Origin of the sequence: Microbulbifer sp. JSM ZJ756 (genome assembly GCF_044383805.1) — a bacterium.
GTDB classification, from domain to species: domain Bacteria; phylum Pseudomonadota; class Gammaproteobacteria; order Pseudomonadales; family Cellvibrionaceae; genus Microbulbifer; species Microbulbifer zhoushanensis.
This window is the reverse complement of sequence record NZ_JBISER010000001.1, coordinates 568,871-591,558: the sequence shown is the minus strand read 5'-3', so window position 1 is coordinate 591,558 and position 22,688 is coordinate 568,871. Positions and strand designations below refer to the sequence as shown.

The window sequence follows — 22,688 nt, the reverse complement described above, 5'->3', positions numbered from 1 at the left end:
GCCGCGGCGCTCGGTGATTCATGGTCGGACTCTGAAACCCACTTACCATCGGGCCGATAAAAGCCAACGGTCCAGAGCCCGGGCTCGGTTTGGATGTATACGTACATGGCGGCTCCCTCTAAAAAGCGGGCCCCGTACAGGCGGCCCAAGCGACGGTTACTTCCGACTGATGCGCCCGGGGCGCGGTGAAAGTTCTTTAGGCGGCTTTAACCGGTGGCACCCCCCGGCGGAGCATGTCGGTGACCGATGCCGCGAGCTCGGTGGGGGCCAGGTCCTGGCGCGGTGCCTGGGGCTGGGGTAGGAGCTTGGCGCCCTCCGGGAAAAGTTCGCGCATCTGCTTGGCGGTACGGCAGGAGGCCAGCACGGTCTCGGTCTGAAAGTGGAAGTCCCTGACTGCGGAAAACAGGTGCTTGACCCGTTCCTGCAGCGCATCGATATCGGCAAGCAGGTCGGGATCGGTTACCACGTTGCCTTCGTTCATGTCGGGCATCGCCTTGCCCGCGCATGCTTTCAGGTGCAGGTTGTGGCTGAACCTTTTGCCGAGCCACGTGAACAGCTTGCCTTTGACTTGGGTGGTGAGCATTCCCCGCAGGAGATCGGCCTCGGTTCTTGACTGCTCGATGGTGAATGCCTCGTGGTGGTTGTTCTTCTTGCCGTGGCGGTAAAGAACGAGGGTATGGACTGACCGGGCCATGCCGATGCGGATCAGCTCGGGCCACTTGGTGGACGGCACGCCGGAGGCAGCGCGCAGCTTCTTCTCGTACTGTTTCCAGAAGCGCTTGTTGATGTGCTCGGCCTCGGCCGCTATGGCATCCACCTCGGCCTGCACCGCTTTCGAGGTCAGGCGCTGGGCAATGTCCTGCCGCATCTCTTTGGTGATTGGAAATGATTTCATGTCGTAATCCCTTTTTGCTTTTGTGGTGAGTGTTCAGCTGGCGCTGACCGCTTCGGCGTCCTGGCGGTCGAGCAGGTCGTCGATCCACACCAGGCCCTTGGCGGTGACCTCGGCGGTGGTGTATTGCACGCGCACGGGGCCGCGGTAGAACTCGGTGAACCTGGCTCGGAGCAGGCCCTGCTTGACGGCGGCCTTTGTGGGCGCGTTGCGCAGGGTGCCGCTGGCGTGCAGCAGGCCGGCGGCGCGCAGGCGGGCCAGCAAGCTGTTTTTGCCGGTGCCAAGTTGCTTGGCGGCCTGGGTGAGGGTGAGGGTCTTTTCTTTAGTCACTGGCCTGATCCTCTGCGGGTTGTTGTTCGGTGTGGCCGTACAACTGCTCGGAGAGCTCGGCAACCTGGTCGCGCATGGTGTTTATCTGCAGCTGCTGGCGGCGCACCTTTGCGTCGAGGTCTTCGATGACCTGCAGCAGCTGGCTGAATTCGTTCACGGTGTCACCCGGGTTCCTTGCGGAATTTGCGTTCGCGGCCGATGGCGGCCTCCCAGTGCCGGCAGCGCTGGTTGCTGCACAGCCAGCCGCGCAGGTACAGCTGGCCGTTGTAGGCCGGCTGGGCCGGGTGGCTGCAGCGGGGGCAGGGGTGCGGCAGGGTGTTCATGCCGCGGCCCCGGCGGTGCTGGATTTGCAGCCGGCCCAGCGGCGGCAGAGTTCGCCGAATAGTTCATTGCCGTTGGGCACCATCCGGTGTGGCTCGGCACCGTAGTAGCGCAGCTCGATCACGTTCATGGCGTGGCGGAAGTTGTCATCGTCGAGGCGGCACAGCTCGGCCACTGGCAGGCTGAAGTCGTCGCTGTTCCAGGCGCTGAGCAGTACCAGGGCGGCGACTTCGCTGGCCCCGGTGTTGGCGCGCTCGGCCCGTAGCATGGCGAAGACGCTTTTCTGGTACTGGGTGAGGGTCACCAGGTTCATGCGGCTCATGCGGCGTCTCCCCCGAAGGGCGGCAGGTCGTTGCTGGGCACGGGCGGCACGAAGCGGGGCTTTTGCTCCACCAGGCGCACGCGCCGGCCGTTGGACTCGACCACGGCGATCCGCCCGGTGCGGCGCTGCAGCTGCTGGATGGCCTGCTGGCTGGTGACGGTGGGGTGCAGATAGATGGTCATACCTGGTCCTCGCGGTTGCGGATGCGAATGGTCTGGATGGTGGGGCGGCGCTGGAAGCGGGTGCGCAGCAGCTCGCTGGCATCTGGACCGGCACCGACGATGACGCTGGCCACCACGGCGAACTGGATCAGGCCGTGCTTCACGGCCTTGGCCACGGCGTCGACACTGTTACGGGCGTGCAACTTGAAGAAGCACTCGGCCAGCAGGTTGCTGACGTTGGCCACGGAGCACCGCATGGCCTGCGCGGTTTCGGCATTGCTCAGGCCCCGGGCGCGATGGGAAAGCGCTTCGGCCTGGCGGGGGGCGAGTTTGCGGAATGTGGCGGTGGTCATCTGCTGGCCCGTTATTGGTTATGTTGGGGCGACAATAGTAAAACCCTATTCAGCAGTCAATAGGGAATTACTAATTTTTGCTATTGGGGGGCTGTGAACTCTGTAATACGGCGTAATTGGTACGACTTTGAAGGGTTCGGGGACGCTGATAAGCTCGGATGGGAAAGAACCATGGAGAGAAACAATGAAAATATGGGTTATTGGTTTGCTGCTGGCTGTCGCTTTGGTTGGCTGTGGGGAGCCGAGGCTTGATGGCTCAAGCAAAGAAGCTTTTGAGGCATCGGTTCAAGAGGTGGCTGAGGCGCTGCCACAGTCGCAGCAGGAAAAGTTTGCCGGTGCGGTGATCAAACTGATGATGAACGGTAAGGATATTTTTGAGCTGGCCGCGGCTGGCGAAACTGGCGCCGAGTTAATGGCTTCGGAGATGCGATCGAAGCTGGATGGGAAGACTGCCGCTGAAGTTTTAGAGATGGCGGCAGAGTTGGATCGGCAGCGCAAAGCTCGCGAGCGGGAGCAGGCGCTTGGTGAGATCCGAGAGTTGGAGGACTCTATGGCGGCAGCGGAGGCGGCCAAAGAGCAGCTGGAGCAGTTCGAGGTTCTGAAGTCCCGCTATTACGAGGAGAAGTCACGCTGGACGACGAATGAGGTTATTGAGCTGACTGTACGCAACGGGACCGGGCAGCCTGTGTCCCGGGCTTACTTTGAGGGCACGCTGGCGAGTCCGGAGCGATCGATTCCGTGGGCAGTGGATCAGTTCAATTACCAGATCCCTGGCGGGCTGGAGCCGGATGAGGAAGCGACCTGGCGCCTGAACGCAGCGTATTTCGATTTCGCCAACGCGGGTGCACCCGAGGATGCTGTGTTTACGGTAGTGGTGCAGCAGGTAGACGGGGCTGATGGGGAGCCGCTCGCGAGTTCCCGGGGTTTTGATGAGGATGACCGCAAGCGGCTGGCGGAGCTGAAGGCCAGTTACGGGAGCGGTGAAGGGTGATGTTCACCCATTTGGCGGGTCTGTTCCGTCGGGGAGGGCGCTAATGGATGAGCTTGCGGTAGTAGTGCTGTCCAAGTGGCACCTGGTGCTGTTGCTGTGGGCGGTGTGCGTGCTGCTGAGCACGCATATCGGCATGCGACGCGGCTTCCCGGTGATGGGCTTCTTGAACGGCTTGGTGCTGGGTCCTCTCGGGCTCTTGAATGTGATCACCACCGGGGATCAGTCGCGCAGGCCATGCCCACACTGCGCAGAAGATATCAAGAAGCAGGCGTCACTCTGCTGTCATTGTGGGCGTGCGGTGAGTTGAGCGCCTATAAGGCAAAAGAAAGCCCGCTAAATGCGGGCTCTCTTTAAAGAGATTAGGCTAATGCAAGCTGCTGAAGCCTCTAATCATTATGCCGGCTAATGTGACGAACATCCCCACATAAAGCATCACAGCCCAAATTTTGGCTGAGCTGATTGAATCTTTGACTTTGCCGATATCGCCACGAATTTCACGAAGATCTGTCTTGATCTCGCTAATATCACGTTTGATGTACTCAACGTCAGATTCTAGTCGCGCTACGCGGGCTTCCATATCACCTGGTCCTCCCGGGCCACCGGGATGTTTGCCTTCGGGGAAATAGCCCCGAACTACGCTATCAGTATAATCTGAATCTCTACTCGTCACGCAAGCCCCCGTCTTTTTTATCCCTTTCTTCCAGTGTGACAACCAGGGCCATCATGTAGGCGTCGAGCCACTGAGTATTGGTGCAGTTCATGCAGTTGAGGAGGAAGAAGGGTCTGGTGTAACCGCCTTCTTCCTTGGCCAGCATCTCTTCCACAGTCCGTGGGCGCGTCTCTCCCTCAAACAAGGCTGGTGTCCCTTTCTGCTCAGGACTGGGTAGGACTACCCATGCCACACTGTCACAAAGCGGACATCGTGGGGACCTGTCTCCATTCTTACGCGCTAGGAAGTCGAGTATCTCTTTGCTGGTCAGCGAGTAGACTCGTTGCCAAGCCGTTGCACCCGCGAGGTCCTCCCCGTTTGACTCTTCTTTCAATGCTGCCTCCGAGCTTCTTACTCTGGTATGAACGATCCGAGCACCACGCCACAAAAACTTATCTCCTTGTCGGTGATATCCATGGCGGGATAGCTGGGGTTGATGGGGCGCAGGTAGGTACGGCCCATGTCTTCGGAGTAGGTCTTGAAGGTGACCTCGCCATCCAGCTTGGCTATGACCCGGCAGCCGTTGGTCACCTTCTTGTTGGTGTCCACGAAGATTATGGCGCCTTCTGGATAGGTGCGCTGGCCGGGGTAGGGGCTGGTCATGCTATCACCGCTAACGCGCAGCGCGTAGCTCTGGTCGGAGTGGCTGACGGGGCAGGGCAGCCACTCGACTGCGTCAGGGTCGAAGGTTTCGTCTAAGCCGCAGAGGTTTCCGGCGTCCTCCCAGCTGATCATTGGTACCCGGCCCTGTCCCGCGGGGTCGTGTTCACCTGCCGGCTTGTACTTGCCGTGTGGTTCACCCAGGGTGGCGGCGGCATGGGGGTAGTCCATCCATCCTTTTTCGAGATCCAGTGCGGCCTCGATCTTCCGTGCGGTACGGTTACCGATATTGGTGTGGCCGCCGCAGAGCTGGTTTATGTAGTTGTTATCCGGGTATCCCAGTTTCTGGGCGATCGTTGTCCTGCCGTGCTCGCCGGCAAGCAGGTTGAGGTTGTCCCTGCGTATGTCTTTGATTTCCATCGCCGAATTATGCCATTAGCAAATAACTGACCGTTATTAGGGATATCCTATTGACTCAACAATAGGGTTTTACTATTGTCTCGGGCTTAGGAGGATTACAAGCCATGACACCGAGACAGTTTTACTACGACCGCTCCAAGGAGGAGGTGGAGGCCCTGGCGAAGCGCGCCGGCACCACCTTCGGGAATTTCAAGCAGATTGCGATTGCCCGGGGTTCCGTAGGCAAGAAACTGGCCGAGCGGCTGGCACGTGCGTCCGGTGGGCTGATCTCTGAGCTGGAGGCGCTGTATCCGGAGCGCTACGAAGCGCTTCCAGAAGCGAAGCAGGCAAGCTGACTGGCCGTGGGTTGGTCGGCGAAAGAAGTATAAAAATTGTCATCCCTGTATCCCCAATCCATTCATGTCGTTATGCCGGGCATTGTGAGGGGGATAAACGAGACGGTTAATCAGCCGGGATCTATGGGGATTTGTACAGTGAGTTGGCCAGCGGCAGGTCAGGTAAATCGGATGTTGGGCAGTTGCTGCCGGCTAATTGCTGGTGGCAGCAAGTGGCCGGCAGCAGGCGCATGACAAGGTATTGCTATCGAAGAGCGTTCTCAAGCCAGGCATTTACCTCTTGCGGCCCGAAGCCGTTCCACGGAGCTTTGAGGTTGATGATATAGATGTTGTCGTTCTGGTCGATAAATGGAGTCAGGGCGTTGAGTACTTGGGCGGCATTTAGGTTTGTTCGAATTGCATAAGAGGACTCGGAAAGCTTAGCCCAGTTGCCATTTGCAAGTTCTTTGATGGCCTGAAGCATTGGCGGTCTTTTCGTTTCGCGGTTCAGGTCGTAAGTGACTAATAGGGTCGCCATGACATTTTCTCCGATCGCTGTTGGTTGGCGCTTTCAGCATATCGGGGCCTGCGACACCTGCACAGTGGTGTGACAGCCGGAGAGACGGCTATTTCAACGCGCGCTATGGGCGCCAACGCTTGGGGGATTCACATGCACGAGGAATGTACGCTGGACGATGTACGCACGGCGCTGGGATATATCGCCAATATGGATGTGCGCGATACCTGGATCGAGATGGGCATGGCCATCAAGGCGGAGTTTGGCGACGCCGGGTTCGAGGTGTGGGACGACTGGAGCCAGCTGGCGGGCAACTATGACCCGCGCGCAGCCCGGTCCTGCTGGAAGAGCTTCAAGCGCTCGAGCGGCGGTATCACCATCGGCACGCTGTTCGCGAAGGCGAAGGAGGGCGGTTTCCAGTTCCAGCGCCGTGAGCTCACCGAGGAGGAGAAGCGGGCATGGGCCAGGGAGCGCGCCGAACGCGAGCAGCAGCGCAGGATCGATGCCGAGCGCGAGGCCGCGGAAGAGGCGCGTAGTTTCCGCCAGGTGGCGGCGCTGGCGCAGCTGGTGTTTCCCGACCTGAAGCCTGCCGGGCGCAGCGAGTACTTGGGACGCAAGAAGATCCAGGCGCACGGGGTGAAGTTTTTCCACTCTCCCGAATTGATTGTGCAGCGCGAGGACGGACCGGTGCGGGTGACCGACCGGGCCGAGATCAATGCATTTTTTAACCTGGCGGAAAATGAGCGGCCCAAGTTTCACTACTTCAAAAAGGGGTTCTTTGCGCTGCCGCTGGTGGATATCGACGGCCAGCTGTGGAACCTGCAGGTAATCACGCCGACCGGCAAGAAGCTGTTCCTGCGCGGTGGCCGCAAGAGCGGCCTGTTTGCCTGGCTGGGCCAGCCGGACCCGCGCATGCCGCTGGTGCTGGTGGAGGGCTTTGCCACCGGCGCCAGCGTGCGCGAGGCCACCGGCTGCCCGGTGCTGGTGTGTTTCGACACAGGCAACCTGCTGCCGGTGGCGGTGCAGGTGCGCGAGCGCTGGCCGGACCTGCACCTGGTGTTCGCGGCGGACAATGACGCGGACAAGGAAGACAACCCCGGGGTGCGCAAGGCCACCCAGGCGGCCGAGGCCGTGGGCGGCGCGGTGTGGATCCCGGCCGCTGGGGAAGCGCTGGAGGATGCCGCGTGACAGAAAAACATTCCGGTCAGGGAATTGACTTCAATGACATCCACTGCCGCCACGGGCTCGCAGAAGTCCGCCGGCAGTGGGACCACTTTATGGAGAACGTGGTGTTCTTCCCCCGGCCCCCATCTAACGGGGCGCCGCTGCAGGAGGCCGATATTCCGCCGCCCTTCGATGGGCCCCCCGATTCTCCCGCACCCTCTGTTGGTGCTGAGGCGCGCGAAATTACCCTGGAGGACGCAAAAAAGCGCTTTGCCCTGATTTCCGGTACCACCAAGGTGTGGGATGAACATTTGCACCGGGAGATGAAGGGCAGCGCCTTCAAGGCGGAGGTGGGCGCCGAGGTGTTCAAGCAGTTCATGGATGCCAGCGACAAGCGCAAGCTGCTGGAGCAGGACGTGCGCGCCAATATCGCCGCGCGCCAGGCCGCCCACAAGGGGGCCGGGGGAGTGGGCGAGATGCTGAAGCGTTTTACCTATCTGGACGTGAGCGACACGGCCTGGGACGCGCGGCGCCGGCAGGTGGTGCGCCTGGCGGATATCCGCCATTCGTACCCGAAGGTGTTCGATGACTGGTACCGGCACCCGGACCGCAAGCAGGTGGATAAGGAGAACCTGGTGTTCGACCCGACGCGGCGGGTGGATCCAGAGACGCATATCAATATGTTCCGCGGCCTGCCGCTGACGCCGGAGCGCAACGACCAGGCCTGCCGGTTTATCCGCGAGCTGCTGTTCACGCTGTGCAACGAGGACTTCGAGGTGTGGCAGTGGATTACGCGCTGGCTGGCGTACCCGCTGCAGCATGTGGGCGCGAAGATGGCCACGGCGGTGTTGATGCACTCGAGCGTGCACGGATCGGGCAAGAGCCTGTTCTTTGACGGGGTGATGCGCAAGATTTACGGCGAGTACAGCCGCACTCTGGGGCAGCTGCAGATGGAGAGCCAGTACACGGACTGGGTGTCGAACCTGCTGTACGGGCTGTTCGAGGAGATCTTCTCGCGCTCGAGCAAGTATTCGCACCAGGGCCAGCTGAAGCAGATGATTACCGGCGAGACGGTGCGGGTGGAAAAGAAGTTCGTCAGCGGTTGGGAGGAAGCCAACCACATGAACTGCGTGTTCCTGTCCAACGAGATCCAGCCGTTTCCGGTGGAGGGGCACGACCGCCGTTTCCTGGTGGTGTGGCCGGAGCACAAGCTGCCGGACTCGCTGCAGAACGGGGTGGCCCACGAGCTGGCCAACGGCGGCGCCGAGGCGTTCTATGCCTGGCTGCTGGCGGTGGATACTTCGGGGTTCGGGCCGCACACCAAGCCGCCGCTGACGGCAGCGAAAGAGCGGCTGATTGAGTTTGGGCGCCCCAGTTGGGAGGTGTTCGACCGGGCGTGGAAGGAGCAGGAAACAGATGCACCTTACCACTCGTGCCTGGTGGGTGACCTTTATGAGGTGTACGTGAAGTGGTGCGCGCGCTGGCGCATGCATCACATGAGCTTCCCGAAGTTCGCGGAGGCGATGGGCACGGTGAACCAGAAAAAGTCGCGGGTGCCCTATGATCGCCCGGCCGGGTTCGGTGAGATGGCGAAGAAGGATGTGCAGGGCACGTTCCTGATTGTGACGGAGCACCGGCCGCCAGAGGGCAAGACGCAGAAAGAGTGGTTGAGCGACTGCGTGCTGAACTTCCGCCAGGCGGTGTTCAGTAGTGACGTTGGTGGCGGCGATGACTCGTAGGGCTCGTAGGGGTGTCGTAGGGTCTGCGCGAAGGGGGTACGACTCTGCAGGCCGCATGAGACGTGAGGTTAGCGGATTTGTCGTAGGGTCGTAGGGGTTATCGCGCGCGCCCGCGCGCACATGTTTTGCAGTAGGTTCGGGTGCGGCCGGATCTTTAAAAAAATTTTCCGCGCGGGATTACCAGAAATGGGGTACGACCCTACGAGAATTAAGGCAAAGCAAGCTGTGACGGGGGCTGGGGTGTCGTACCCCTTGGTTTCAAACCCTACGACAGGGGTACGAGGCCTACGAGAGATGGATATTCAGGCGAAGAGGGCAGTGGAATGATCGAGCGAGTACATATGCGGTTTATGGAGTGGGCGCAGTCGATGGAGGGTATGGGCATCGGCTCTTCATTGAGTATGCTGGAATGCGTCGTGGGCAGTTCTACTGCTGAGGGTACCGTGCCTATCAATTCGGATATCCGCGAGGTGGAGCAGTTTGTTCTGCGTCTGCCCGAGGATCTGGGTGACACGGTGCGACTGTTCTATCTGCCGCCATACCTGACGCATGGCCAGGCGGCGAAGAAGCTGGGTATCTCCACGAAAACTCTTTACCGGCGCATCGACGGGGTGCATGTCCTGTTCAATGCTGAGGTGTATCGAGGGGTTCTTCCTCGAATTGCCTGATAGGGTGTTGACGGCGTGACAATGAAGTGATTGAATGCATGCAAGCTAGCATTGCTGGCTTCAAGAAAACCCGGCTCCCCCAGCCGGGTTTTTTCGTTATCGACCATCGTAAATCCCTGATCCAAGTTCAACGGCGCCCCAGTGGCGCCGTTGCTTTTTCTGGGGCGGAAGATTTTCAGGAGAGACGCCGTGCTCTACCCGCACTATTCGGAAATACCCGAGTCCGTGTGGCGTTGGCCCGACTTCTCCCCGCAAGAGCCGAATCTGGCGTGCCCCTGCTGTGGGGAGTTCTATCTGAACGTCGCGGCGATGGATGCGTTGCAGGCGGTGCGCGATGAGATCAAGCGCCCGATCCGGATCAATAGCGGTCACCGCTGTGCGTTGCACAATGCGCGCGTCGGTGGGGCGCCGCTGTCTCAACACAAATTAATTGCTTTCGACCTTTCTCTGGCTGGGCATGACCGCCTCGCGCTGCGCGATGCATGCAAGCGTGCCGGCTTTACTGGGTTCGGTTATTACCGGACTTTCCTGCACGTCGACCCGGGCCGGAGGCGCTTCTGGTATGGCAGAGGAGCAAGACAGCTGTGGAATGGTTAAGCGGAGTTATCGGTGTGGGCGCAAGTGCGGCGTCCGGTGGCCTGTTCGGCTTCTTGGGCTCTGTTGTGGGTCAGGTTTCGAAGCACTGGCAAGAGAAGCAGCGCCAGCAGTGGGAGATGAAGAAGTGGGCCCACGAGGAAGAGCTGCTGCGCCTGAATATGGAGGCGAAGTCTCAGGAGACTGAGGCCGAGCTGGCGATCACTGCACAGGAGGGTTCTTGGAGCGGGCTCAATGCCAGCCACAAGAATGCGGTCGACCAGCCTTCCTATCGTTGGGTGGCCGCGGTCAAGTCTCTGTTCCGCCCGTTCATCACTGTGGTGCTGTGGATACTCGCCGCCCTGGTGTTCTTCACCATTGCCGACGATGTTTCCGGCCTGCTGGATCCTGCTGAGCGGCGTGAGCTGCTGGTGTACATGGTGTATTCCGTGTTCTTCACCGCATGCACTGCGACCGCCTGGTGGTTTGGTGATAGGGCGCTGACGCCCGCTAACTTCAAAAACAAGTGAAGCTATGGCCTCGGTGAGCAATTACGACGCGGCAAGGGAGGCCGTTATGGCTAAAGCGGCAACCTACTTGGCACCGTTTGCCGGGTTCGTCTCCGCAGTAGCTGGCCAGCTTGGCGAGTTCATTGTGGCTTACGGCGGTTTTTGTGTTGGCGTGGGCAGTCTCGTCGGCATGTGGTACTGGAACGAAAAGCGTTACCAGCTGGAGAAAGAGCACAAGCGCTGGCTGCGGGAGCAGGCAAGCAACGAGCAAGACAGTGCCGGCCAGAGCTAAACGCTTTTGCGCCAAGTGCAACCAGGCGCACTCGGGCAATTGCCCGCAGCGACAAACTGGCTGGGATAACTGGCAGAAGCGGAAGGGTACCGACACCGAGCGGGGCTATGGCTACCGTTGGCGCAAGCGGCGCTTGGTGGTTATCCGGAAAGACAAGGGTCTTTGCCAGTCCTGCCTGAAGGCTGGGCTGGCTGTCCAGGGATCGCACGTCGACCACATCAAACCCAAAGCGCAAGGCGGCACTGACGATCTGGAAAATCTTCAATTGCTTTGCAAGCCATGCCATCTGCGCAAGACCGCGCAGGAAGGCGGTGGCGCACGGGGGAGGGGCGGGGTCAATCCCTAGCACCCTTCGCCACCAACACCGCCGCCCTAAGTCGATTTTTATGCGTGTTGAATTGAATCCAAAAAACCCATTGCGGGTTTTCACCTGGTGACTGTTATGGCTGGACGATATCCGCAGGGGAGCAATGTTGTCGCTCATCCTGCTGCCGACCAGAACGAGCAGGCCACTGCCGAAAAGGAGGCCGAGCTCAAGCAGCTGGCCAAGGACCTGCGCCCGCGCGGCATCTCGAAGGAAGAGCGCCGGGTGTGGGACCGCATCGCGCCGGAGCTGGCAAGGGCAGGGCGGCTGAAGCCGCTGTTCGTGGACTACGTGTACGAATACTGCCGCACCAAGGTGGAGATGGATGAGCTGCGGCAGTTCATCGACGAGAAGGGTCGCACCTACGAGGTGTTCGGTCGTAACGGCAAGCAGATCAAGAATTTTCCGGAGGTGGGCCAGCTGCGTGAAGTGGGCCGCTTCTGGAACAGCATGGTGGCACAACTGGGCATGTCCCCGGCCACCGAGCTGCGCTTCAACGACAAGCAGGGCAGCCTGTTTGATGACGACGATTTCGGCAGGCTATGACGTGGGATGTGGATCACCTAGCGGACATTCAGGGCTACTGCACTGATGTCCTGACCGGGGCGCGCCCGGCCTGCCGCTGGGAAATCCTCGCGGTACAGCGCCACGTCGACGACCTGGAACGCCCGAGTGACGAGTCCTGGCCCTGGGTATTCGACGAGGCCAAGGCGCTCAAGATCATCCGCTTCGTGGAGCTGCTGCCGCACGTCAAGGGCAAGTGGGCGGCGGGCAGGGGACTGTCAAAGCGGATCCGCCTGGAGCCGTGGCAAAAGTTCATCCTCGGCAGCCTGTTTGGGTGGGTGCACCGTGAGACCGGCCTGCGCCGGTTCCGCATTGCCTATATCTGTGTGCCGCGCAAGAACGGCAAGTCGGTGATCGCCGCCGGTATCGGCCTGTATATGCTCACCGAAGATGGCGAGTACGGGGCCGAGGTTTACTGTGGCGCTACCAGCGAGAAGCAGGCATGGGAAGTCTACCGCCCGGCGCAGAAGATGGCCGAGCGCACGCCCAGCTTCCGGCGCGCCTACGGCGTTACCTCACACGCGCGACGGCTGGAATGCGACCAACGCGGAACCAAGCGGCTGCCGGACAACTCCCGCTTCGAACCGGTGATCGGCAAGCCAGGCGACGGCGCCAGCCCCAGCTGCGCGATCCTGGACGAGGTGCACGAGCACCAGGACGACGTGCTGTACGACACCATGCTCACCGGCATGGGCGCCCGGGAGCAGCCGCTGATGCTGGGCATCACCACTGCCGGCAACCAGGTGGCCGGGCCGTGTTACGCCATCCAGCAGGACCTGCAGTCGGTGCTTGAGGGCAGCATCGAGAATGACGAACTGTTCGGAATTGTCTACACCATCGATGCCGAGGACGACTGGACCAGCGAGCAGGCGCTGGTGAAGGCCAACCCCAACTACGGCATATCGGTCGGGGCCGACTACCTGAAGGCGCGCCAGCGCGAAGCTATCCAGAGCCCGCGCAAGCAGAACACATTCAGGACCAAGCACCTGGACGTGTGGGTCACCGCCCGCAATGCCTGGCTCAACATGGTGGACTGGAACAAGCAGGCGGACCCGGACCTGCAGGTGGACGACTTCCTGCACGATCCGTGCACCAAGGCGCTGGACCTGTCCAGCAAGCTGGATATCACCTCGAACATGAGCGTGTTCCAGCGCGCGATCGACGGCCAGACGCACTATTACATTTTCGGGCGCCACTACCTGCCCGAGGAGAAAATCAAGGAAGAGAGCAACCGCCACTACCAGGCCTGGGAGCACCAGGGGGCACTGATCCCCACCGATGGCGAGACCATCGATTACGACCAGATCCAGGGCGACGTGCTCACCGACATCCGCGACTTCGATGTGCGGGCCATGGGTTACGACCCCTGGGGCGCAACCCAGCTGGCGCAGAACCTCCAGAAGGAGGCCAAGGACCTCGAGGTCATCGAGGTGCCGCAAAACTACGCCATGAGCGATGCCATGAAGGAATTCGAGGCACTGCTCAAGGCCGGTCGCATCCACCACGACGGCAACCCGGTCCTGACCTGGATGATGGGCAACGTGGTGGCCAAAGAGATCGACGACGGCAAGAAAATCCGCCCGGTGAAAGAGAACCGCGATACCAAGATCGACGGCGCCGTGGCCACACTGATTGCCTTCACCATCGCGCTCTCCGGCGAGGAAGCCGAAGAGAGCGTCTACGAATCCAGAGGCATCCGCTTCTTATGATCAAACTATTGCGCAGCATGTTCTCGCCCAGCGCGGAGACCAGCACGCTCAAGAGCCCCAGCGACGACCTGCTGGATGCGCTCACCGGGCCGCAGTCCGCAGCGGGCAAGAGCGTCACCCCGGACACCGCCCTGCGCGTGGCCGCGGTCTACTCCTGCGTGCGGATCCTGTCCGACACCGTGGCTGCGCTGCCTTTCAACGTGTACCGCCGGCAGGGCGACGGCGACCGGGAAGTGGCCAGCAAGCACCCGCTGCAGATGCTGCTGCACGACCTGCCCAACGAGGAAATGACCTCGATCGACTTCCGCACCCAGCTGATGGCCGCCCTGCAGCTGCGCGGCAACGCCTACAGCGAAGTGGAGCGCGACCGCGCCGGGCGCGTGCGCGGCGTGTGGCCGGTCAATCCCGACAAGGTGTGGGTGGGCCGCTCCGAGCGCACCCGGCGGCTGGTGTTCGAGATCCACGACGGCGATATCCGCACCCTGCCGCCGGAACGCATGTGGCGCATCGCCGGCCTGTCCACCAACGGCATCGTGGGCCTGTCGCCCATCAGCCAGGCGCGCGAGGGCATCGGCCTGTCGCTGGCGCTGGAAGAGCACGGCGCGCGGCTGTTCTCCAACGGCGCCCGCCCCGGCGGCGTGCTGGAGGTGGAGGGCACGCTGTCCGACCCGGCCTACGAGCGGCTGCGCAGCAGCTGGAGCGCACGCCACCAGGGCGGCGCCAACGCCCACAAGGTGGCCATCCTCGAGGACAGCACCAAGTGGAAGCAAATCGGCATGAGCGCCGAAGACGCCCAGTTCCTGGAATCGCGCAAATACCAGCTGCGCGAGATCTGCGCCATCTTCGGTGTGCCGCCGCACATGGTCGGCGACCTGGAGAAAGCTACCTTCAGCAACATTGAGCACCAGTCGATCCAGTTCGTGGTTTACAGCCTGCTGCCGTGGCTCAAGCGCATCGAGCAGAGCGTGTTCCGCGACCTGCTGTCGCCCATGGAGCGCCAGCAGTATTACGCCCAGCACAGCGTCGAGGGCCTGCTGCGCGGCGACGCCAAGGCGCGCTCCGAGTTCTACAAGAACCTGTTCAACGCGGGCGCCATCAGCATCAACGACATGCGCCGGCTCGAGAACATGAACCAGATCGAGGGCGGCGACCAGCACTGGCTGCAGATCAACATGGCCCCCATCACCCAGTCGCGCGAGAGCGGCGGCAGCAACAGCGGAGACGACAATGCCTGAATGCCAGTGCCGCTCCTGCCGGAATGGTTACAACGGCCGCAACGGCAACGGCTACCAGCCCTGCGCCGCTAAGTGCCCGCCGCCACCGGCACCGCCAGCGCCTCCGTCGTCGCGAATTATTTGCCACCATTTCCCGCGCCCCTGGCCGCTGCCGCGATGCGGCATATGCGGCGGGCGCTAACACAACCGGGAGGCGACAATGCCTAAGTGGTATGAAATGAAAGCCGCGGCCGGGCGCCGCGCCGAGGTCCTGATCTACGACTACATCGGCATGTTCGGCGTCGAGGCGCGGGACTTTATCGACGAGCTCAACGCGCTCGACGTGGACGAGATCGACCTGCGCCTCAACACCCCGGGCGGCAGCGTGTTCGAGGGCAACGCCATCTACAACGCGCTGAAGCGCCACAAGGCGAAAATCACCAGCTACGTGGACGGCCTCGCGGCCTCCATGGGCTCGGTCATCGCGCTGGCCGGCGAGAGGGTCATCATGGCCGACAACGCCATGTACATGATCCACAACCCCTGGACCCACGTCGGCGGCGATAGCCGCGAGCTGCGCAAGACCGCCGACACCCTGGACAAGCTGCGCGAGTCCATGCTCAACATCTACCACGCCAAGACCGGCATTCCGCTGGACGAGCTCACCACCATGCTCGACGACGAGACCTGGCTCACCGCCAGCGAGTGCGTGGACAAGGGCTTCGCCGACGACACCGTCGAGGGCCTCGAGGTAGCCGCCAGCTTCGCGCCGGAGAAGTTCAAGGGCTGCAAGCGCGTGCCTGAGTCACTGATCGCCGGCAAGCAGCCGCAGGCGCAAAGGCCGAAGCAGCCCATCCAGTCCGGCGCCGACATCAAGCCCGACGCCCTGGTGGCCGGCATCCGCCAGGCCCTGAAGGACAACCCGGGGCTGTTCAACGGCGGCGCCGAAGAGGAGCCGGAACCCGAAACCTACAACCACCGCACCCCGCTTTACGCGCGCCTCACCGAGATCGCCGCGGGGCCCTGAATGCGAGCAGGAGCGTGACCGCGCTTCTCGCAAATCCCAACCGGCCGCTGGCCGGTTTTTTTACGTCCGAAGAAAACGGAGAACACTATGAGTAAGCTCATCGACCTGCAGCAGAAGCGCGGCAACCTCGCGGCGCAGATGCGCAACCTGGTGGACAACACCGACGAAAAGAAGGGCATGACCTCTGACCAGGAAGCCCAGTGGAAAGAGATGGACAAGGACCTCAACGCGCTGGACAAGCAGATCGCGAATCTGAAGCGCGTGGAAGAGCTCGAGGCCAGCCTGGCCGAGGTGGACAACCCCGCGCGGCGCCCGGAGCCGGAGTCCCGCAACCCGTCCAACCCGCTGGCCGCCAGCGAGTACGTGGCCAGCTACGAGGATTACGTGCGCGCCGGCCTGAACATGGACGTCAAGGCCGCGCTCACCGTCGGCACCGACGCCGACGGCGGCTTCCTGGTACCGGAGAGCTGGGCCAGCACCCTGATCGCCTCGCTGGGCGACAACGTGGTCATGCGCAGCCTGGCCACCGTCACCAGCACCATGAGCACCGAGAACCTGCCGCTGGTATCCGACAACGGCGCCGCCGGCTGGGTCGCCGAGGGTGGTTCCTACCCCGAGTCCGACGCGCAGTTCGGCAATGCCGTGCTGGCCGCCCACAAGCTGGGCCGCATCATCCGCATCTCCGAGGAGCTGCTGCAGGACTCCAGCGTCAACCTGGAGGCCGAGATCGCGCGCATCTTCGGCATCACCTTCGGCACCGCCGAGGAGGCCGCGTTCGTCAACGGCGACGGCACCAACAAGCCCACCGGCGTGCTGGTGACCGCGCAGGTGGGCAAGACCGCCGCCAGCAACAGCGCCATCACCTACGACGAGGTGATCGACCTGGTGCACTCGGTGCGCGCCGTCTACCGCCGCGGCGCCAGCTTCCTGGCCAAGGACGCCACCGTGGGCATGCTGCGCAAGCTCAAGTCCACCGACGGCGTGCCCCTGTGGCAGCCCAGCCTGCAGGCCGGCACCCCGGATATGTTCCTGGGTTACCGCATGGAGACCTCCGAGGCCATGCCCGCGGTCGGCACCACCGCCAAGTCGCTGGCGTTCGGCGACTTCAGCCAGTACCGCATCGCCGATCGCGGCGGCATCGTCATGCAGCGCCTCAACGAGAAGTACGCCGACACCGGCCACATCGGCTTCCGCATGCGCAAGCGCACCGACGGCAAGCTGCTGGTGGCCGAGGCGGTCAAGACCCTGCAGCAGGCGGTATAAGCCTGACCCGCTGGCGGAGCCCGGCCCCGGGCCGGGTTCCGCTTCTGCCCCTTCCCGGGGCTGGATATCGCGTAACGCGGAGAAAACCCGATGTCACAGAAGAAATTCAAGCTGGTGCTGCTCACCAGCATGGTCACCACCAGCACCAGCCTGGCCGCCGGCGACGAGATCGAGGTGGGCAACGACGAGGCCTGGGCCCTGATCAACGGCGACCTGGCCGCGCTGAAAAATGCCAAGGGCAAGAACAAGCAGGAGCCGCCGGAAAAGCCTGCGCATATTGTCGAGGCCGAAGAGAAGGCCGCAGAGGAGGCCCGGGCGCAGCTGCAGATGGAACTGCCCACCGTGCATCCCGAGGGCAAGGAGCTGAACGCGGCGCTGGAAAAGAACGCCGCGCTGCGGGCCGCCAGCACCCAGCAGGTGGGGCAGATCGCCTCCCTGGGTGAAACCGTCTCGGAGCAGGCCGGCACCATCACGGCGCTCGAGGAAGAGGTGGACAACCTCCAGGAGGCGGTGGAAAGCCTCAAGAAGGAGCGCGGCGAACTGCAAGCGGAGGTGGCCCGTCTTGAAGAAGAGAAAGTCGCCCTGGAACAGCAGCTCGCGGAAGCCACTAAACCGGTCGAAAAGACGGCCGAGGCGGAAGCGGGCGCAGCCGCTACCGAAACCGCTGACCAGGCCGACACCGACGCCGCCGGGGGCGAGCCCCAGTGATCCTCGACCTGGCGCTGGTAAAGAAGCACCTGATCGTCGAGCACGGCGATGACGATGTGTACCTCACATCGCTGTGCGAGGCGGCCGAGCAGCAGTTCAACGACTACACCGGCCGGGTGCTTTACGCCGAGGGCGCAGACCTGAGTGCCGCGCCCGAGAACGCGCTCGAGGTCACCGAGGCCATCCAGCTGGGCGCCGCCGTACTGGTGGCCGCCCTGTACGAAAACCGCGAAGGCCTGCAGGCCCTGCCCACGCCGACGCGCATGCTGTGGAATCCCTACCGATGGTTAAGGGTATAAAGATCGGTCGCCTGCGCGATTGGGTCTCGTTCGAGCAGTTCGCCGAGGTTGACAACGAATTCGGTGAGCCGGTGCGCAGCTGGACCGAATATCTCGGCTGCCGCGCGCAGGTGCTGCCGGCCGGTGCCGACGAGCGTATCGCCGAGGGGCAGGAGCTCAGCCGCGCGCAGTACACCATCCGCATCCGCAGCTCCAGCGCCAGCCGTGCCATCACCAGCCGGATGCGCGCGGTGTACGACGGCCAGGTGCTGGATATCTCGCCGCCGCGCAAGCTGGGTGGGCGCGACCGGTACCTGGAACTCACCGCCGTGGCGCGGTCCAGCGAACAATAGGCCGCAAAGCACAAGAGGGCGGAGCAATGGCGGACAGCTTCAAGTTCAACATCGATGGCCTGGCCAAGATGAACAGCGCCCTGCTGGGCCTGGAGGCCAAGACCGGTGCCGCGGTGCTGCGCCGTGCCGGGCGCAAGGCCATGAAACCGGTGGAGGAGGCCATGCGCGCGGGCGCCCGGGCCGATACCGGGCAGCTGAAAGACAGCATCGGCATGCAGGCCTCCACTGCCAAGGGCCGCTCCAGCGGCCGCGTGGCGCGCATCACCGTGGGCCCGCTGAAGAAATCCAGCGGCCGTGGCGCCAACAAAAAAGAATTTAGCAAAACCAACCAGAAAGCCATCGCGCAGGAATACGGCAACGCCAGGCAGAGCGCCGACCCGTTCATCCGCCCGGCGCTGGAGAACCGCGCTGAAAGCGTGATCGGCGACCTGGTGCGGGAGTTCTCCACCGAGCTGACGAAAGTAAAGAAATGATCGAAACCAACCTCACCAGCTGGCTGCAGTCGCTGCCGGCGGCCACGGTGCGCCCGCTGCTGCTGCGCAAGGGCGACGCGCTGCCGGCACTGGTATACACGCCGGTGTCGTCGCGCCGGCCGCTGGGTATCGATGGCAGCGGCTATGCGCGATTCGCCCGCATTCAGGTGGATAGCTGGGGTGAAACCTACGAGGCGGCCAAGACGCTGGCCCAATCCGTTGAGGCCATCCATGGCTTTGCGGGCGATTTCTATGGCCAGGCAGTGGGCCTGGTGGAGGCGGAAAAGAACTTCGACGAACTCGACGAGGAGACGCGGCGGTACCGCGTCAGCTACGACATCACCATTTATTACTGATCCGGAGCGTGAGCCATGGGCAAGAAAGCCACCAACAACAGGAAGCAGGTCGAGATCATCGCACCGTGCATGGCCGCCGGGCGACCGGCGAAGGTAGGCACACGGCCGACGCTGGATATCGGCGAGGCCAACCAGTTGATCGGCACGCTCAAGGCGCGCCCGGTTACCGCGAGCGCTGACACGCGGCAGGCACTGGCCGAGGCCGGCGCGAGCGACGACTGAGCGCCGCGCAGGCCAAAGAGTTCAACCGTTAACTAGCAACCAACAGAGAGCACGATCATGGGACAAGGTTACAAGACCCAGTTTCACCGCAGCGACGACGGCCTGGCCTACACCCAGGTGGCCGGCATGCTGGAAATCGAGCCGAACGAGGTCTCCCGGGGTTCTTCCGACGTGACCCCGATTGACGGCACCAGCGGCTACATGGATTACGACCCGGCCGGCTTGCGCGATGCCGGCGAGGTGTCCATCACCCTGATCTGGAACGAGGGTGATACCGGCCAGCAGGCGCTGGCGGCCGACCTGGAGAGCGACGCCAACGCCTATTACAAGGTGATTTACCCCGAGGGCACCGAGGTCGAGTTCATCGGCCACATCACCGGCTGGGGCCAGTCGGTGCCGCGGGACGACAAAATCACCCGTACCGTGAAATTCAAGATTTCCGGCAAGCCCACCGTTACCCCGGGACCCTGAACATGAGCCTGTTTGATAAACCGCTGCTTAAGCAGGAGCCCGTCGAGTTTTCGGGCTTCCACTTCGAGCTGTACGAGCTCAGCGCCTACGACCGCTGCGAGTTCCTGGAAAAGACCACCGGCCACATCGCCGCGCCGAAAGAGGGCGAGGTGGCCGAGGTTGAGTTCGACAACCTGGGGCAGATGTGGGCGCTGCACCGCGAGGATGTGAGCAGCAAGCTGCTGCTGGTGGCCTACGCGCTGAAGCCCGGCCGCGAGGAATCCCTCGAGGACCTGCACCGGGAGCTGCGCGAGTGCGTGCCGCCGGAGCAAATAGACGAGCTGTACGTGCCGGCCGCCAAGCTGTCGGGCCTGTACGTGGAGCCCCCGGCCGGGAATGACAAAGAGAAAGGCAACGGCGACGGGGCCGAAGGCAGCGAGGGCGCCGAAAAAAAAGGCTAGTGCCGGGCTTTATCTTCGCCCGGCAGCTGGCCCGTGACTTCAACCGCCCCGACTACTTCAACATGCTGCGCTCCATGAGCAGTACCGAGCTCGACCACTGGTACGACTACCACCACGAACGGCCCCTGCGCGGCGACGCCCAGCAGCTGCAGCTGGCCCAGATCGCGGCGGGTACCTGTGGCGGCAAGCTGTCGGACTTTATCCCGGGTTATAGAAAATCCCAATCCGTACAGCAGCAGATTGCCATCTGGAAATCGATAGCCTGACCGAGAGACCCCATGGCCAAGAAAGCGACTATTGCCACGCTCGTTGCGAACCTGGAGATGAACTCCGCCAGCTTCCGCAAGGAGATGGACCAGGCCCGTGTGCGCACGCGCAAGTTCAGCAAGGACCTGCGCACCGGCAAGGCCGCCAACGACGGTTTTGCGCGCAGCATGCGCGGTGCCGCGCAGGGTGTGGTGGCCATCGACGGCCCCCTGGGTGGCGTGGCGGGTCGCCTGGGTGCGGTCAACGGCCTGGTGACCGGTGGCAGCCTGGCCTGGGCCGGTCTCGGTGTGGCCATCGCCGGGGTGACGGCGGTGATGTACAAGGGCATCCGCGCTGGCGAGGAGATGGAGCGCCAGCAACTCAAGATCGAGGGGCTGCTGCGGGCCACCAACAACGCCAGCGGGCGCACCGCCGCGCAGCTGGACCAGCAGGCGCGCTCCGTGGCCCGCAATACCCTGGCCAGCGTTTCCGGTATCCGTGACGCGCAGGCGGTGCTGGTGACCTTCAAGAGCGTGCAGGAGGAGAGCTTCGACCAGGCCATCCGCCTGTCGCAGGACCTGGCCGCAGTGATGGGTGGCAGTGCCAAGAGCGCTGCGCTGCAGCTGGGCAAGGCGCTGGAGGAACCCAGCACCGGGCTCACCGCGCTGCGCCGCGCCGGTGTCAGCTTCACCGAGGCCGAGAAAGAGCAGATCAAGGTGATGGAGGACGCCGGTCGGGTGGCCGACGCGCAGCGCATGATCCTGGCCAAGCTGTCGGCACAGGTGGGCGGTGCCGGTACCGCAGAGGCCGGTGGCCTGTCGGGGCAGGTGGATACGCTGCGCCAGAACTGGCAGGAATTCCTGGAGCAGATCAGCAAGACCGACGAGGCCTCCCAGGGCGTGGGCCTGCTGGCCAAGTTTGTCGAGAACCTGCGCCGCGGTGTGGCGCCCACCGACCTGGAGCAGCAGGAGCGCCAGTACCGGGAGCTGCACCAGCAGTATGTGTACCACCAGCAGCAACTGGCCGAGGCCGAAGCGGATGGTGTGCAGGTACAGATCCAGATCCAGCGCAAGAAGGTGCAGGAATACCGCACCCAGCTGCAGGCACTGCAGGACGCGCGCATCGATGCGCAGAAGAAAGAGCACCAGGAGGTGGTGAAGGCAGAAGAGGCCGCTGCGGCAGCCCGTGCGCAGGCCCAGCGTGATCGCGCCGCAGCCGAGCTCACGCGCCAGCAGGAAGCCGGGGCCGCGCAGCTGGTGCAGCTGGACCAGTTCCTGGCCGACAAGAAAGGCAAGCTCAAGCTCGAGCACGAGGAGCGGCTGCGGCAGATCGAGAACCTGCAGCTGTCCGAGCAGGAGTTGCGCCGGCGCGGTTACGACGCCATCGAATTCCTGAAGGACGAGTACAAGGCGCGGGAGCACGAACGCTACCAGGCCGAGGTGGAGGAGCACCAGCGCCGGCTCGAGGAGCGCAACCAGCGCCAGCTGGAGGCGGAGCGGCGGCTGCAGGAAGAGATGACCAGTGTGCAGGTGCGAAACGCCGAGATGCGGGCGCGCACGCAGGTGCAGATGGACCGCTTCATGCTGGCCAACGCCCAGGGCGTGTTCGCGCAGCTGAGTGATGCCGCGGCGCAATATGCCGGCAAGCAGTCCGCGCTGTACAAGGTCATGTTCCTGGCCCAGAAGGCTTTCGCCGTGGCGCAGACCGTGGTGAACACCGAGATGGCGGCCATTGCCGCGCTGGCCCCGCCGCCCATCGGCCTGGGGCCGGTGGCGGGCCTGCCCTACTCGAAGGTGATCCGTGCGCTGGGCTACACCTCTGCCGGCCTGATTGGCGCGACCGCGCTGGCCAGTGCCTTCGGTGGTGGCGGTGGCGGCGGTGGCAGTGTGCCCAGCGTGGGCGACAGCGGCCTGAGTGGCAGCACCCCGTCGCCGTCCATCGGTCCCGACGAAGAGCGGGAGTACCAGCAGCCCGGCACCGTGGTGAACCTCACCATTGCCGGTGACATCAATGGCGATAACGCCGAGCGGGTCGTGCAGGAAATGCAGCGGCTGATGGAAGAACAGGACGTGGTGCTGTTTTCCAACAACTCCCGCCAGGCGCAAGAGCTGGCCGGCTAACAGGA

At 63.0% G+C, this 22,688-nt stretch carries 36 protein-coding genes; 25 read left to right on the top strand and 11 right to left on the bottom strand.

What is annotated here, in order from left to right; translation table 11 throughout:
* Positions 1-196: 196 nt before the first annotated feature.
* The 7 genes from ACH6CX_RS02620 to ACH6CX_RS02590 are packed head-to-tail and all read right to left on the bottom strand — an operon-like array spanning position 197 to position 2,379.
* Positions 197-895, bottom strand: coding sequence for an Nmad5 family putative nucleotide modification protein (locus tag ACH6CX_RS02620; RefSeq protein ID WP_396674676.1), 699 nt, complete (start codon positions 893-895; stop codon positions 197-199).
* A 33-nt stretch (positions 896-928) separates the two neighbouring features.
* Positions 929-1,222, bottom strand: a complete 294-nt coding sequence (locus ACH6CX_RS02615) for a phage antirepressor KilAC domain-containing protein (protein WP_396674674.1) — start codon at positions 1,220-1,222, stop codon at positions 929-931.
* Positions 1,215-1,379 (bottom strand): hypothetical protein, encoded by a 165-nt coding sequence (locus ACH6CX_RS02610; RefSeq protein WP_396674672.1) that lies wholly within the window; start codon positions 1,377-1,379, stop codon positions 1,215-1,217. The genes ACH6CX_RS02615 and ACH6CX_RS02610 overlap by 8 nt, the downstream gene beginning before the upstream one ends.
* 4 nt (positions 1,380-1,383) lie before the next feature.
* Positions 1,384-1,545 carry a hypothetical protein gene (locus tag ACH6CX_RS02605; protein WP_396674670.1) on the bottom strand — a complete coding sequence of 54 codons (162 nt, stop codon included), beginning with the start codon at positions 1,543-1,545 and terminating at the stop codon, positions 1,384-1,386.
* Complete coding sequence (locus ACH6CX_RS02600) at positions 1,542-1,865, bottom strand: hypothetical protein (RefSeq protein WP_396674668.1); 324 nt, start codon at positions 1,863-1,865, stop codon at positions 1,542-1,544. Before ACH6CX_RS02600 ends, ACH6CX_RS02605 begins: the two co-directional genes overlap by 4 nt.
* A complete protein-coding gene (locus ACH6CX_RS02595; RefSeq protein ID WP_396674666.1) occupies positions 1,862-2,047 on the bottom strand; it encodes a hypothetical protein in 186 nt (61 codons plus the stop codon). Before ACH6CX_RS02595 ends, ACH6CX_RS02600 begins: the two co-directional genes overlap by 4 nt.
* Complete coding sequence (locus ACH6CX_RS02590; protein ID WP_396674664.1) at positions 2,044-2,379, bottom strand: response regulator transcription factor; 336 nt, start codon at positions 2,377-2,379, stop codon at positions 2,044-2,046. Before ACH6CX_RS02590 ends, ACH6CX_RS02595 begins: the two co-directional genes overlap by 4 nt.
* A 184-nt stretch (positions 2,380-2,563) precedes the next feature.
* Here ACH6CX_RS02590 and ACH6CX_RS02585 point away from each other — a divergent pair, with 184 nt between their 5' ends.
* Together ACH6CX_RS02585 and ACH6CX_RS02580 are read left to right on the top strand one after the other, a co-directional pair.
* On the top strand, positions 2,564-3,370 hold the full coding sequence (locus tag ACH6CX_RS02585; protein ID WP_396674662.1) for a DUF6694 family lipoprotein: 807 nt from the start codon (positions 2,564-2,566) through the stop codon (positions 3,368-3,370).
* Between the two features lie 43 nt (positions 3,371-3,413).
* Positions 3,414-3,677, top strand: coding sequence for a hypothetical protein (locus ACH6CX_RS02580; protein ID WP_396674660.1), 264 nt, complete (start codon positions 3,414-3,416; stop codon positions 3,675-3,677).
* Between the two features lie 57 nt (positions 3,678-3,734).
* Here the strand turns inward: ACH6CX_RS02580 and ACH6CX_RS02575 are convergent, their stop codons facing one another.
* The 3 genes from ACH6CX_RS02575 to ACH6CX_RS02565 form a co-directional block, all read right to left on the bottom strand.
* Complete coding sequence (locus ACH6CX_RS02575) at positions 3,735-4,040, bottom strand: hypothetical protein (protein WP_396674658.1); 306 nt, start codon at positions 4,038-4,040, stop codon at positions 3,735-3,737.
* Positions 4,030-4,224, bottom strand: a complete 195-nt coding sequence (locus tag ACH6CX_RS02570) for a hypothetical protein (RefSeq protein ID WP_396674656.1) — start codon at positions 4,222-4,224, stop codon at positions 4,030-4,032. Before ACH6CX_RS02570 ends, ACH6CX_RS02575 begins: the two co-directional genes overlap by 11 nt.
* Before the next feature lie 206 nt (positions 4,225-4,430).
* The gene (locus ACH6CX_RS02565; protein ID WP_396674654.1) at positions 4,431-5,099 is read right to left on the bottom strand and encodes a LexA family protein; all 669 of its coding nucleotides are present in this window, start codon (positions 5,097-5,099) and stop codon (positions 4,431-4,433) included.
* A 104-nt stretch (positions 5,100-5,203) separates the two neighbouring features.
* On the opposite strand from ACH6CX_RS02565, the gene ACH6CX_RS02560 reads away from it, so the two are divergent.
* Positions 5,204-5,434, top strand: a complete 231-nt coding sequence (locus ACH6CX_RS02560; RefSeq protein WP_396674652.1) for a hypothetical protein — start codon at positions 5,204-5,206, stop codon at positions 5,432-5,434.
* Between the two features lie 244 nt (positions 5,435-5,678).
* Here ACH6CX_RS02560 and ACH6CX_RS02555 read toward each other — a convergent pair whose 3' ends face one another.
* The gene (locus tag ACH6CX_RS02555) at positions 5,679-5,951 is read right to left on the bottom strand and encodes a hypothetical protein (protein WP_396674650.1); all 273 of its coding nucleotides are present in this window, start codon (positions 5,949-5,951) and stop codon (positions 5,679-5,681) included.
* Between the two features lie 132 nt (positions 5,952-6,083).
* On the opposite strand from ACH6CX_RS02555, the gene ACH6CX_RS02550 reads away from it, so the two are divergent.
* From ACH6CX_RS02550 to ACH6CX_RS02445, 22 genes are all read left to right on the top strand, one after another.
* Complete coding sequence (locus ACH6CX_RS02550) at positions 6,084-7,118, top strand: PriCT-2 domain-containing protein (RefSeq protein ID WP_396674648.1); 1,035 nt, start codon at positions 6,084-6,086, stop codon at positions 7,116-7,118.
* The gene (locus ACH6CX_RS02545) at positions 7,115-8,833 is read left to right on the top strand and encodes a primase-helicase family protein (RefSeq protein ID WP_396674646.1); all 1,719 of its coding nucleotides are present in this window, start codon (positions 7,115-7,117) and stop codon (positions 8,831-8,833) included. The genes ACH6CX_RS02550 and ACH6CX_RS02545 overlap by 4 nt, the downstream gene beginning before the upstream one ends.
* A 323-nt stretch (positions 8,834-9,156) precedes the next feature.
* Positions 9,157-9,501, top strand: a complete 345-nt coding sequence (locus ACH6CX_RS02540; RefSeq protein WP_396674644.1) for a hypothetical protein — start codon at positions 9,157-9,159, stop codon at positions 9,499-9,501.
* A 189-nt stretch (positions 9,502-9,690) separates the two neighbouring features.
* Positions 9,691-10,098 carry a D-Ala-D-Ala carboxypeptidase family metallohydrolase gene (locus ACH6CX_RS02535; protein WP_396674642.1) on the top strand — a complete coding sequence of 136 codons (408 nt, stop codon included), beginning with the start codon at positions 9,691-9,693 and terminating at the stop codon, positions 10,096-10,098.
* On the top strand, positions 10,086-10,604 hold the full coding sequence (locus ACH6CX_RS02530; protein ID WP_396674640.1) for a hypothetical protein: 519 nt from the start codon (positions 10,086-10,088) through the stop codon (positions 10,602-10,604). The genes ACH6CX_RS02535 and ACH6CX_RS02530 overlap by 13 nt, the downstream gene beginning before the upstream one ends.
* Positions 10,605-10,650: 46 nt before the next feature.
* Positions 10,651-10,875 carry a hypothetical protein gene (locus ACH6CX_RS02525; RefSeq protein ID WP_396674638.1) on the top strand — a complete coding sequence of 75 codons (225 nt, stop codon included), beginning with the start codon at positions 10,651-10,653 and terminating at the stop codon, positions 10,873-10,875.
* A complete protein-coding gene (locus tag ACH6CX_RS02520) occupies positions 10,859-11,221 on the top strand; it encodes an HNH endonuclease (protein WP_396674636.1) in 363 nt (120 codons plus the stop codon). The genes ACH6CX_RS02525 and ACH6CX_RS02520 overlap by 17 nt, the downstream gene beginning before the upstream one ends.
* A 96-nt stretch (positions 11,222-11,317) precedes the next feature.
* Positions 11,318-11,785 (top strand): P27 family phage terminase small subunit, encoded by a 468-nt coding sequence (locus tag ACH6CX_RS02515; protein ID WP_396674634.1) that lies wholly within the window; start codon positions 11,318-11,320, stop codon positions 11,783-11,785.
* 8 nt (positions 11,786-11,793) lie between these two features.
* Complete coding sequence (locus ACH6CX_RS02510; RefSeq protein WP_396674632.1) at positions 11,794-13,512, top strand: terminase large subunit; 1,719 nt, start codon at positions 11,794-11,796, stop codon at positions 13,510-13,512.
* On the top strand, positions 13,509-14,747 hold the full coding sequence (locus ACH6CX_RS02505) for a phage portal protein (RefSeq protein ID WP_396674630.1): 1,239 nt from the start codon (positions 13,509-13,511) through the stop codon (positions 14,745-14,747). Before ACH6CX_RS02510 ends, ACH6CX_RS02505 begins: the two co-directional genes overlap by 4 nt.
* A 199-nt stretch (positions 14,748-14,946) precedes the next feature.
* Positions 14,947-15,753: a head maturation protease, ClpP-related gene (locus tag ACH6CX_RS02500; RefSeq protein WP_396674628.1), complete on the top strand. Its 807-nt coding sequence runs from the start codon at positions 14,947-14,949 to the stop codon at positions 15,751-15,753.
* A gap of 87 nt (positions 15,754-15,840) precedes the next feature.
* Entirely contained in the window at positions 15,841-17,016 is a 1,176-nt protein-coding gene (locus tag ACH6CX_RS02495) for a phage major capsid protein (RefSeq protein WP_396674626.1), read from the top strand.
* 90 nt (positions 17,017-17,106) lie between these two features.
* On the top strand, positions 17,107-17,724 hold the full coding sequence (locus ACH6CX_RS02490) for a hypothetical protein (RefSeq protein WP_396674624.1): 618 nt from the start codon (positions 17,107-17,109) through the stop codon (positions 17,722-17,724).
* Entirely contained in the window at positions 17,721-18,023 is a 303-nt protein-coding gene (locus ACH6CX_RS02485; RefSeq protein WP_396674622.1) for a head-tail connector protein, read from the top strand. Before ACH6CX_RS02490 ends, ACH6CX_RS02485 begins: the two co-directional genes overlap by 4 nt.
* Positions 18,008-18,355 carry a phage head closure protein gene (locus ACH6CX_RS02480; protein ID WP_396674620.1) on the top strand — a complete coding sequence of 116 codons (348 nt, stop codon included), beginning with the start codon at positions 18,008-18,010 and terminating at the stop codon, positions 18,353-18,355. The genes ACH6CX_RS02485 and ACH6CX_RS02480 overlap by 16 nt, the downstream gene beginning before the upstream one ends.
* 26 nt (positions 18,356-18,381) lie before the next feature.
* The gene (locus ACH6CX_RS02475; protein ID WP_396674618.1) at positions 18,382-18,828 is read left to right on the top strand and encodes an HK97-gp10 family putative phage morphogenesis protein; all 447 of its coding nucleotides are present in this window, start codon (positions 18,382-18,384) and stop codon (positions 18,826-18,828) included.
* Positions 18,825-19,184, top strand: a complete 360-nt coding sequence (locus ACH6CX_RS02470; RefSeq protein ID WP_396674616.1) for a hypothetical protein — start codon at positions 18,825-18,827, stop codon at positions 19,182-19,184. The genes ACH6CX_RS02475 and ACH6CX_RS02470 overlap by 4 nt, the downstream gene beginning before the upstream one ends.
* Positions 19,185-19,199: 15 nt before the next feature.
* Positions 19,200-19,406: a hypothetical protein gene (locus ACH6CX_RS02465; RefSeq protein WP_396674614.1), complete on the top strand. Its 207-nt coding sequence runs from the start codon at positions 19,200-19,202 to the stop codon at positions 19,404-19,406.
* A 57-nt stretch (positions 19,407-19,463) separates the two neighbouring features.
* Complete coding sequence (locus ACH6CX_RS02460) at positions 19,464-19,877, top strand: phage tail tube protein (RefSeq protein WP_396674612.1); 414 nt, start codon at positions 19,464-19,466, stop codon at positions 19,875-19,877.
* Between the two features lie 2 nt (positions 19,878-19,879).
* A complete protein-coding gene (locus ACH6CX_RS02455; RefSeq protein ID WP_396674610.1) occupies positions 19,880-20,317 on the top strand; it encodes a hypothetical protein in 438 nt (145 codons plus the stop codon).
* The gene (locus tag ACH6CX_RS02450; RefSeq protein ID WP_396674608.1) at positions 20,317-20,583 is read left to right on the top strand and encodes a phage tail assembly protein T; all 267 of its coding nucleotides are present in this window, start codon (positions 20,317-20,319) and stop codon (positions 20,581-20,583) included. The genes ACH6CX_RS02455 and ACH6CX_RS02450 overlap by 1 nt, the downstream gene beginning before the upstream one ends.
* A 12-nt stretch (positions 20,584-20,595) precedes the next feature.
* Positions 20,596-22,683, top strand: coding sequence for a phage tail length tape measure family protein (locus tag ACH6CX_RS02445; protein ID WP_396674606.1), 2,088 nt, complete (start codon positions 20,596-20,598; stop codon positions 22,681-22,683).
* Positions 22,684-22,688 lie beyond the last annotated feature (5 nt).

Coding starts and splice junctions, on each gene's coding strand:
- ACH6CX_RS02550 (WP_396674648.1), top strand. CDS start 6,084: ATGCACGAGGAATGTACGCTGGACGATGTACGCACGGCGCTGGGATAT.
- ACH6CX_RS02465 (WP_396674614.1), top strand. CDS start 19,200: ATGGGCAAGAAAGCCACCAACAACAGGAAGCAGGTCGAGATCATCGCA.
- ACH6CX_RS02605 (WP_396674670.1), bottom strand. CDS start 1,545: ATGAACACCCTGCCGCACCCCTGCCCCCGCTGCAGCCACCCGGCCCAG.
- ACH6CX_RS02475 (WP_396674618.1), top strand. CDS start 18,382: ATGGCGGACAGCTTCAAGTTCAACATCGATGGCCTGGCCAAGATGAAC.
- ACH6CX_RS02585 (WP_396674662.1), top strand. CDS start 2,564: ATGAAAATATGGGTTATTGGTTTGCTGCTGGCTGTCGCTTTGGTTGGC.
- ACH6CX_RS02620 (WP_396674676.1), bottom strand. CDS start 895: ATGAAATCATTTCCAATCACCAAAGAGATGCGGCAGGACATTGCCCAG.
- ACH6CX_RS02590 (WP_396674664.1), bottom strand. CDS start 2,379: ATGACCACCGCCACATTCCGCAAACTCGCCCCCCGCCAGGCCGAAGCG.
- ACH6CX_RS02555 (WP_396674650.1), bottom strand. CDS start 5,951: ATGGCGACCCTATTAGTCACTTACGACCTGAACCGCGAAACGAAAAGA.
- ACH6CX_RS02560 (WP_396674652.1), top strand. CDS start 5,204: ATGACACCGAGACAGTTTTACTACGACCGCTCCAAGGAGGAGGTGGAG.
- ACH6CX_RS02580 (WP_396674660.1), top strand. CDS start 3,414: ATGGATGAGCTTGCGGTAGTAGTGCTGTCCAAGTGGCACCTGGTGCTG.
- ACH6CX_RS02495 (WP_396674626.1), top strand. CDS start 15,841: ATGAGTAAGCTCATCGACCTGCAGCAGAAGCGCGGCAACCTCGCGGCG.
- ACH6CX_RS02525 (WP_396674638.1), top strand. CDS start 10,651: ATGGCTAAAGCGGCAACCTACTTGGCACCGTTTGCCGGGTTCGTCTCC.
- ACH6CX_RS02470 (WP_396674616.1), top strand. CDS start 18,825: ATGATCGAAACCAACCTCACCAGCTGGCTGCAGTCGCTGCCGGCGGCC.
- ACH6CX_RS02460 (WP_396674612.1), top strand. CDS start 19,464: ATGGGACAAGGTTACAAGACCCAGTTTCACCGCAGCGACGACGGCCTG.
- ACH6CX_RS02455 (WP_396674610.1), top strand. CDS start 19,880: ATGAGCCTGTTTGATAAACCGCTGCTTAAGCAGGAGCCCGTCGAGTTT.
- ACH6CX_RS02445 (WP_396674606.1), top strand. CDS start 20,596: ATGGCCAAGAAAGCGACTATTGCCACGCTCGTTGCGAACCTGGAGATG.
- ACH6CX_RS02595 (WP_396674666.1), bottom strand. CDS start 2,047: ATGACCATCTATCTGCACCCCACCGTCACCAGCCAGCAGGCCATCCAG.
- ACH6CX_RS02540 (WP_396674644.1), top strand. CDS start 9,157: ATGATCGAGCGAGTACATATGCGGTTTATGGAGTGGGCGCAGTCGATG.
- ACH6CX_RS02600 (WP_396674668.1), bottom strand. CDS start 1,865: ATGAGCCGCATGAACCTGGTGACCCTCACCCAGTACCAGAAAAGCGTC.
- ACH6CX_RS02565 (WP_396674654.1), bottom strand. CDS start 5,099: ATGGAAATCAAAGACATACGCAGGGACAACCTCAACCTGCTTGCCGGC.
- ACH6CX_RS02480 (WP_396674620.1), top strand. CDS start 18,008: ATGGTTAAGGGTATAAAGATCGGTCGCCTGCGCGATTGGGTCTCGTTC.
- ACH6CX_RS02515 (WP_396674634.1), top strand. CDS start 11,318: ATGGCTGGACGATATCCGCAGGGGAGCAATGTTGTCGCTCATCCTGCT.
- ACH6CX_RS02500 (WP_396674628.1), top strand. CDS start 14,947: ATGCCTAAGTGGTATGAAATGAAAGCCGCGGCCGGGCGCCGCGCCGAG.
- ACH6CX_RS02490 (WP_396674624.1), top strand. CDS start 17,107: ATGTCACAGAAGAAATTCAAGCTGGTGCTGCTCACCAGCATGGTCACC.
- ACH6CX_RS02505 (WP_396674630.1), top strand. CDS start 13,509: ATGATCAAACTATTGCGCAGCATGTTCTCGCCCAGCGCGGAGACCAGC.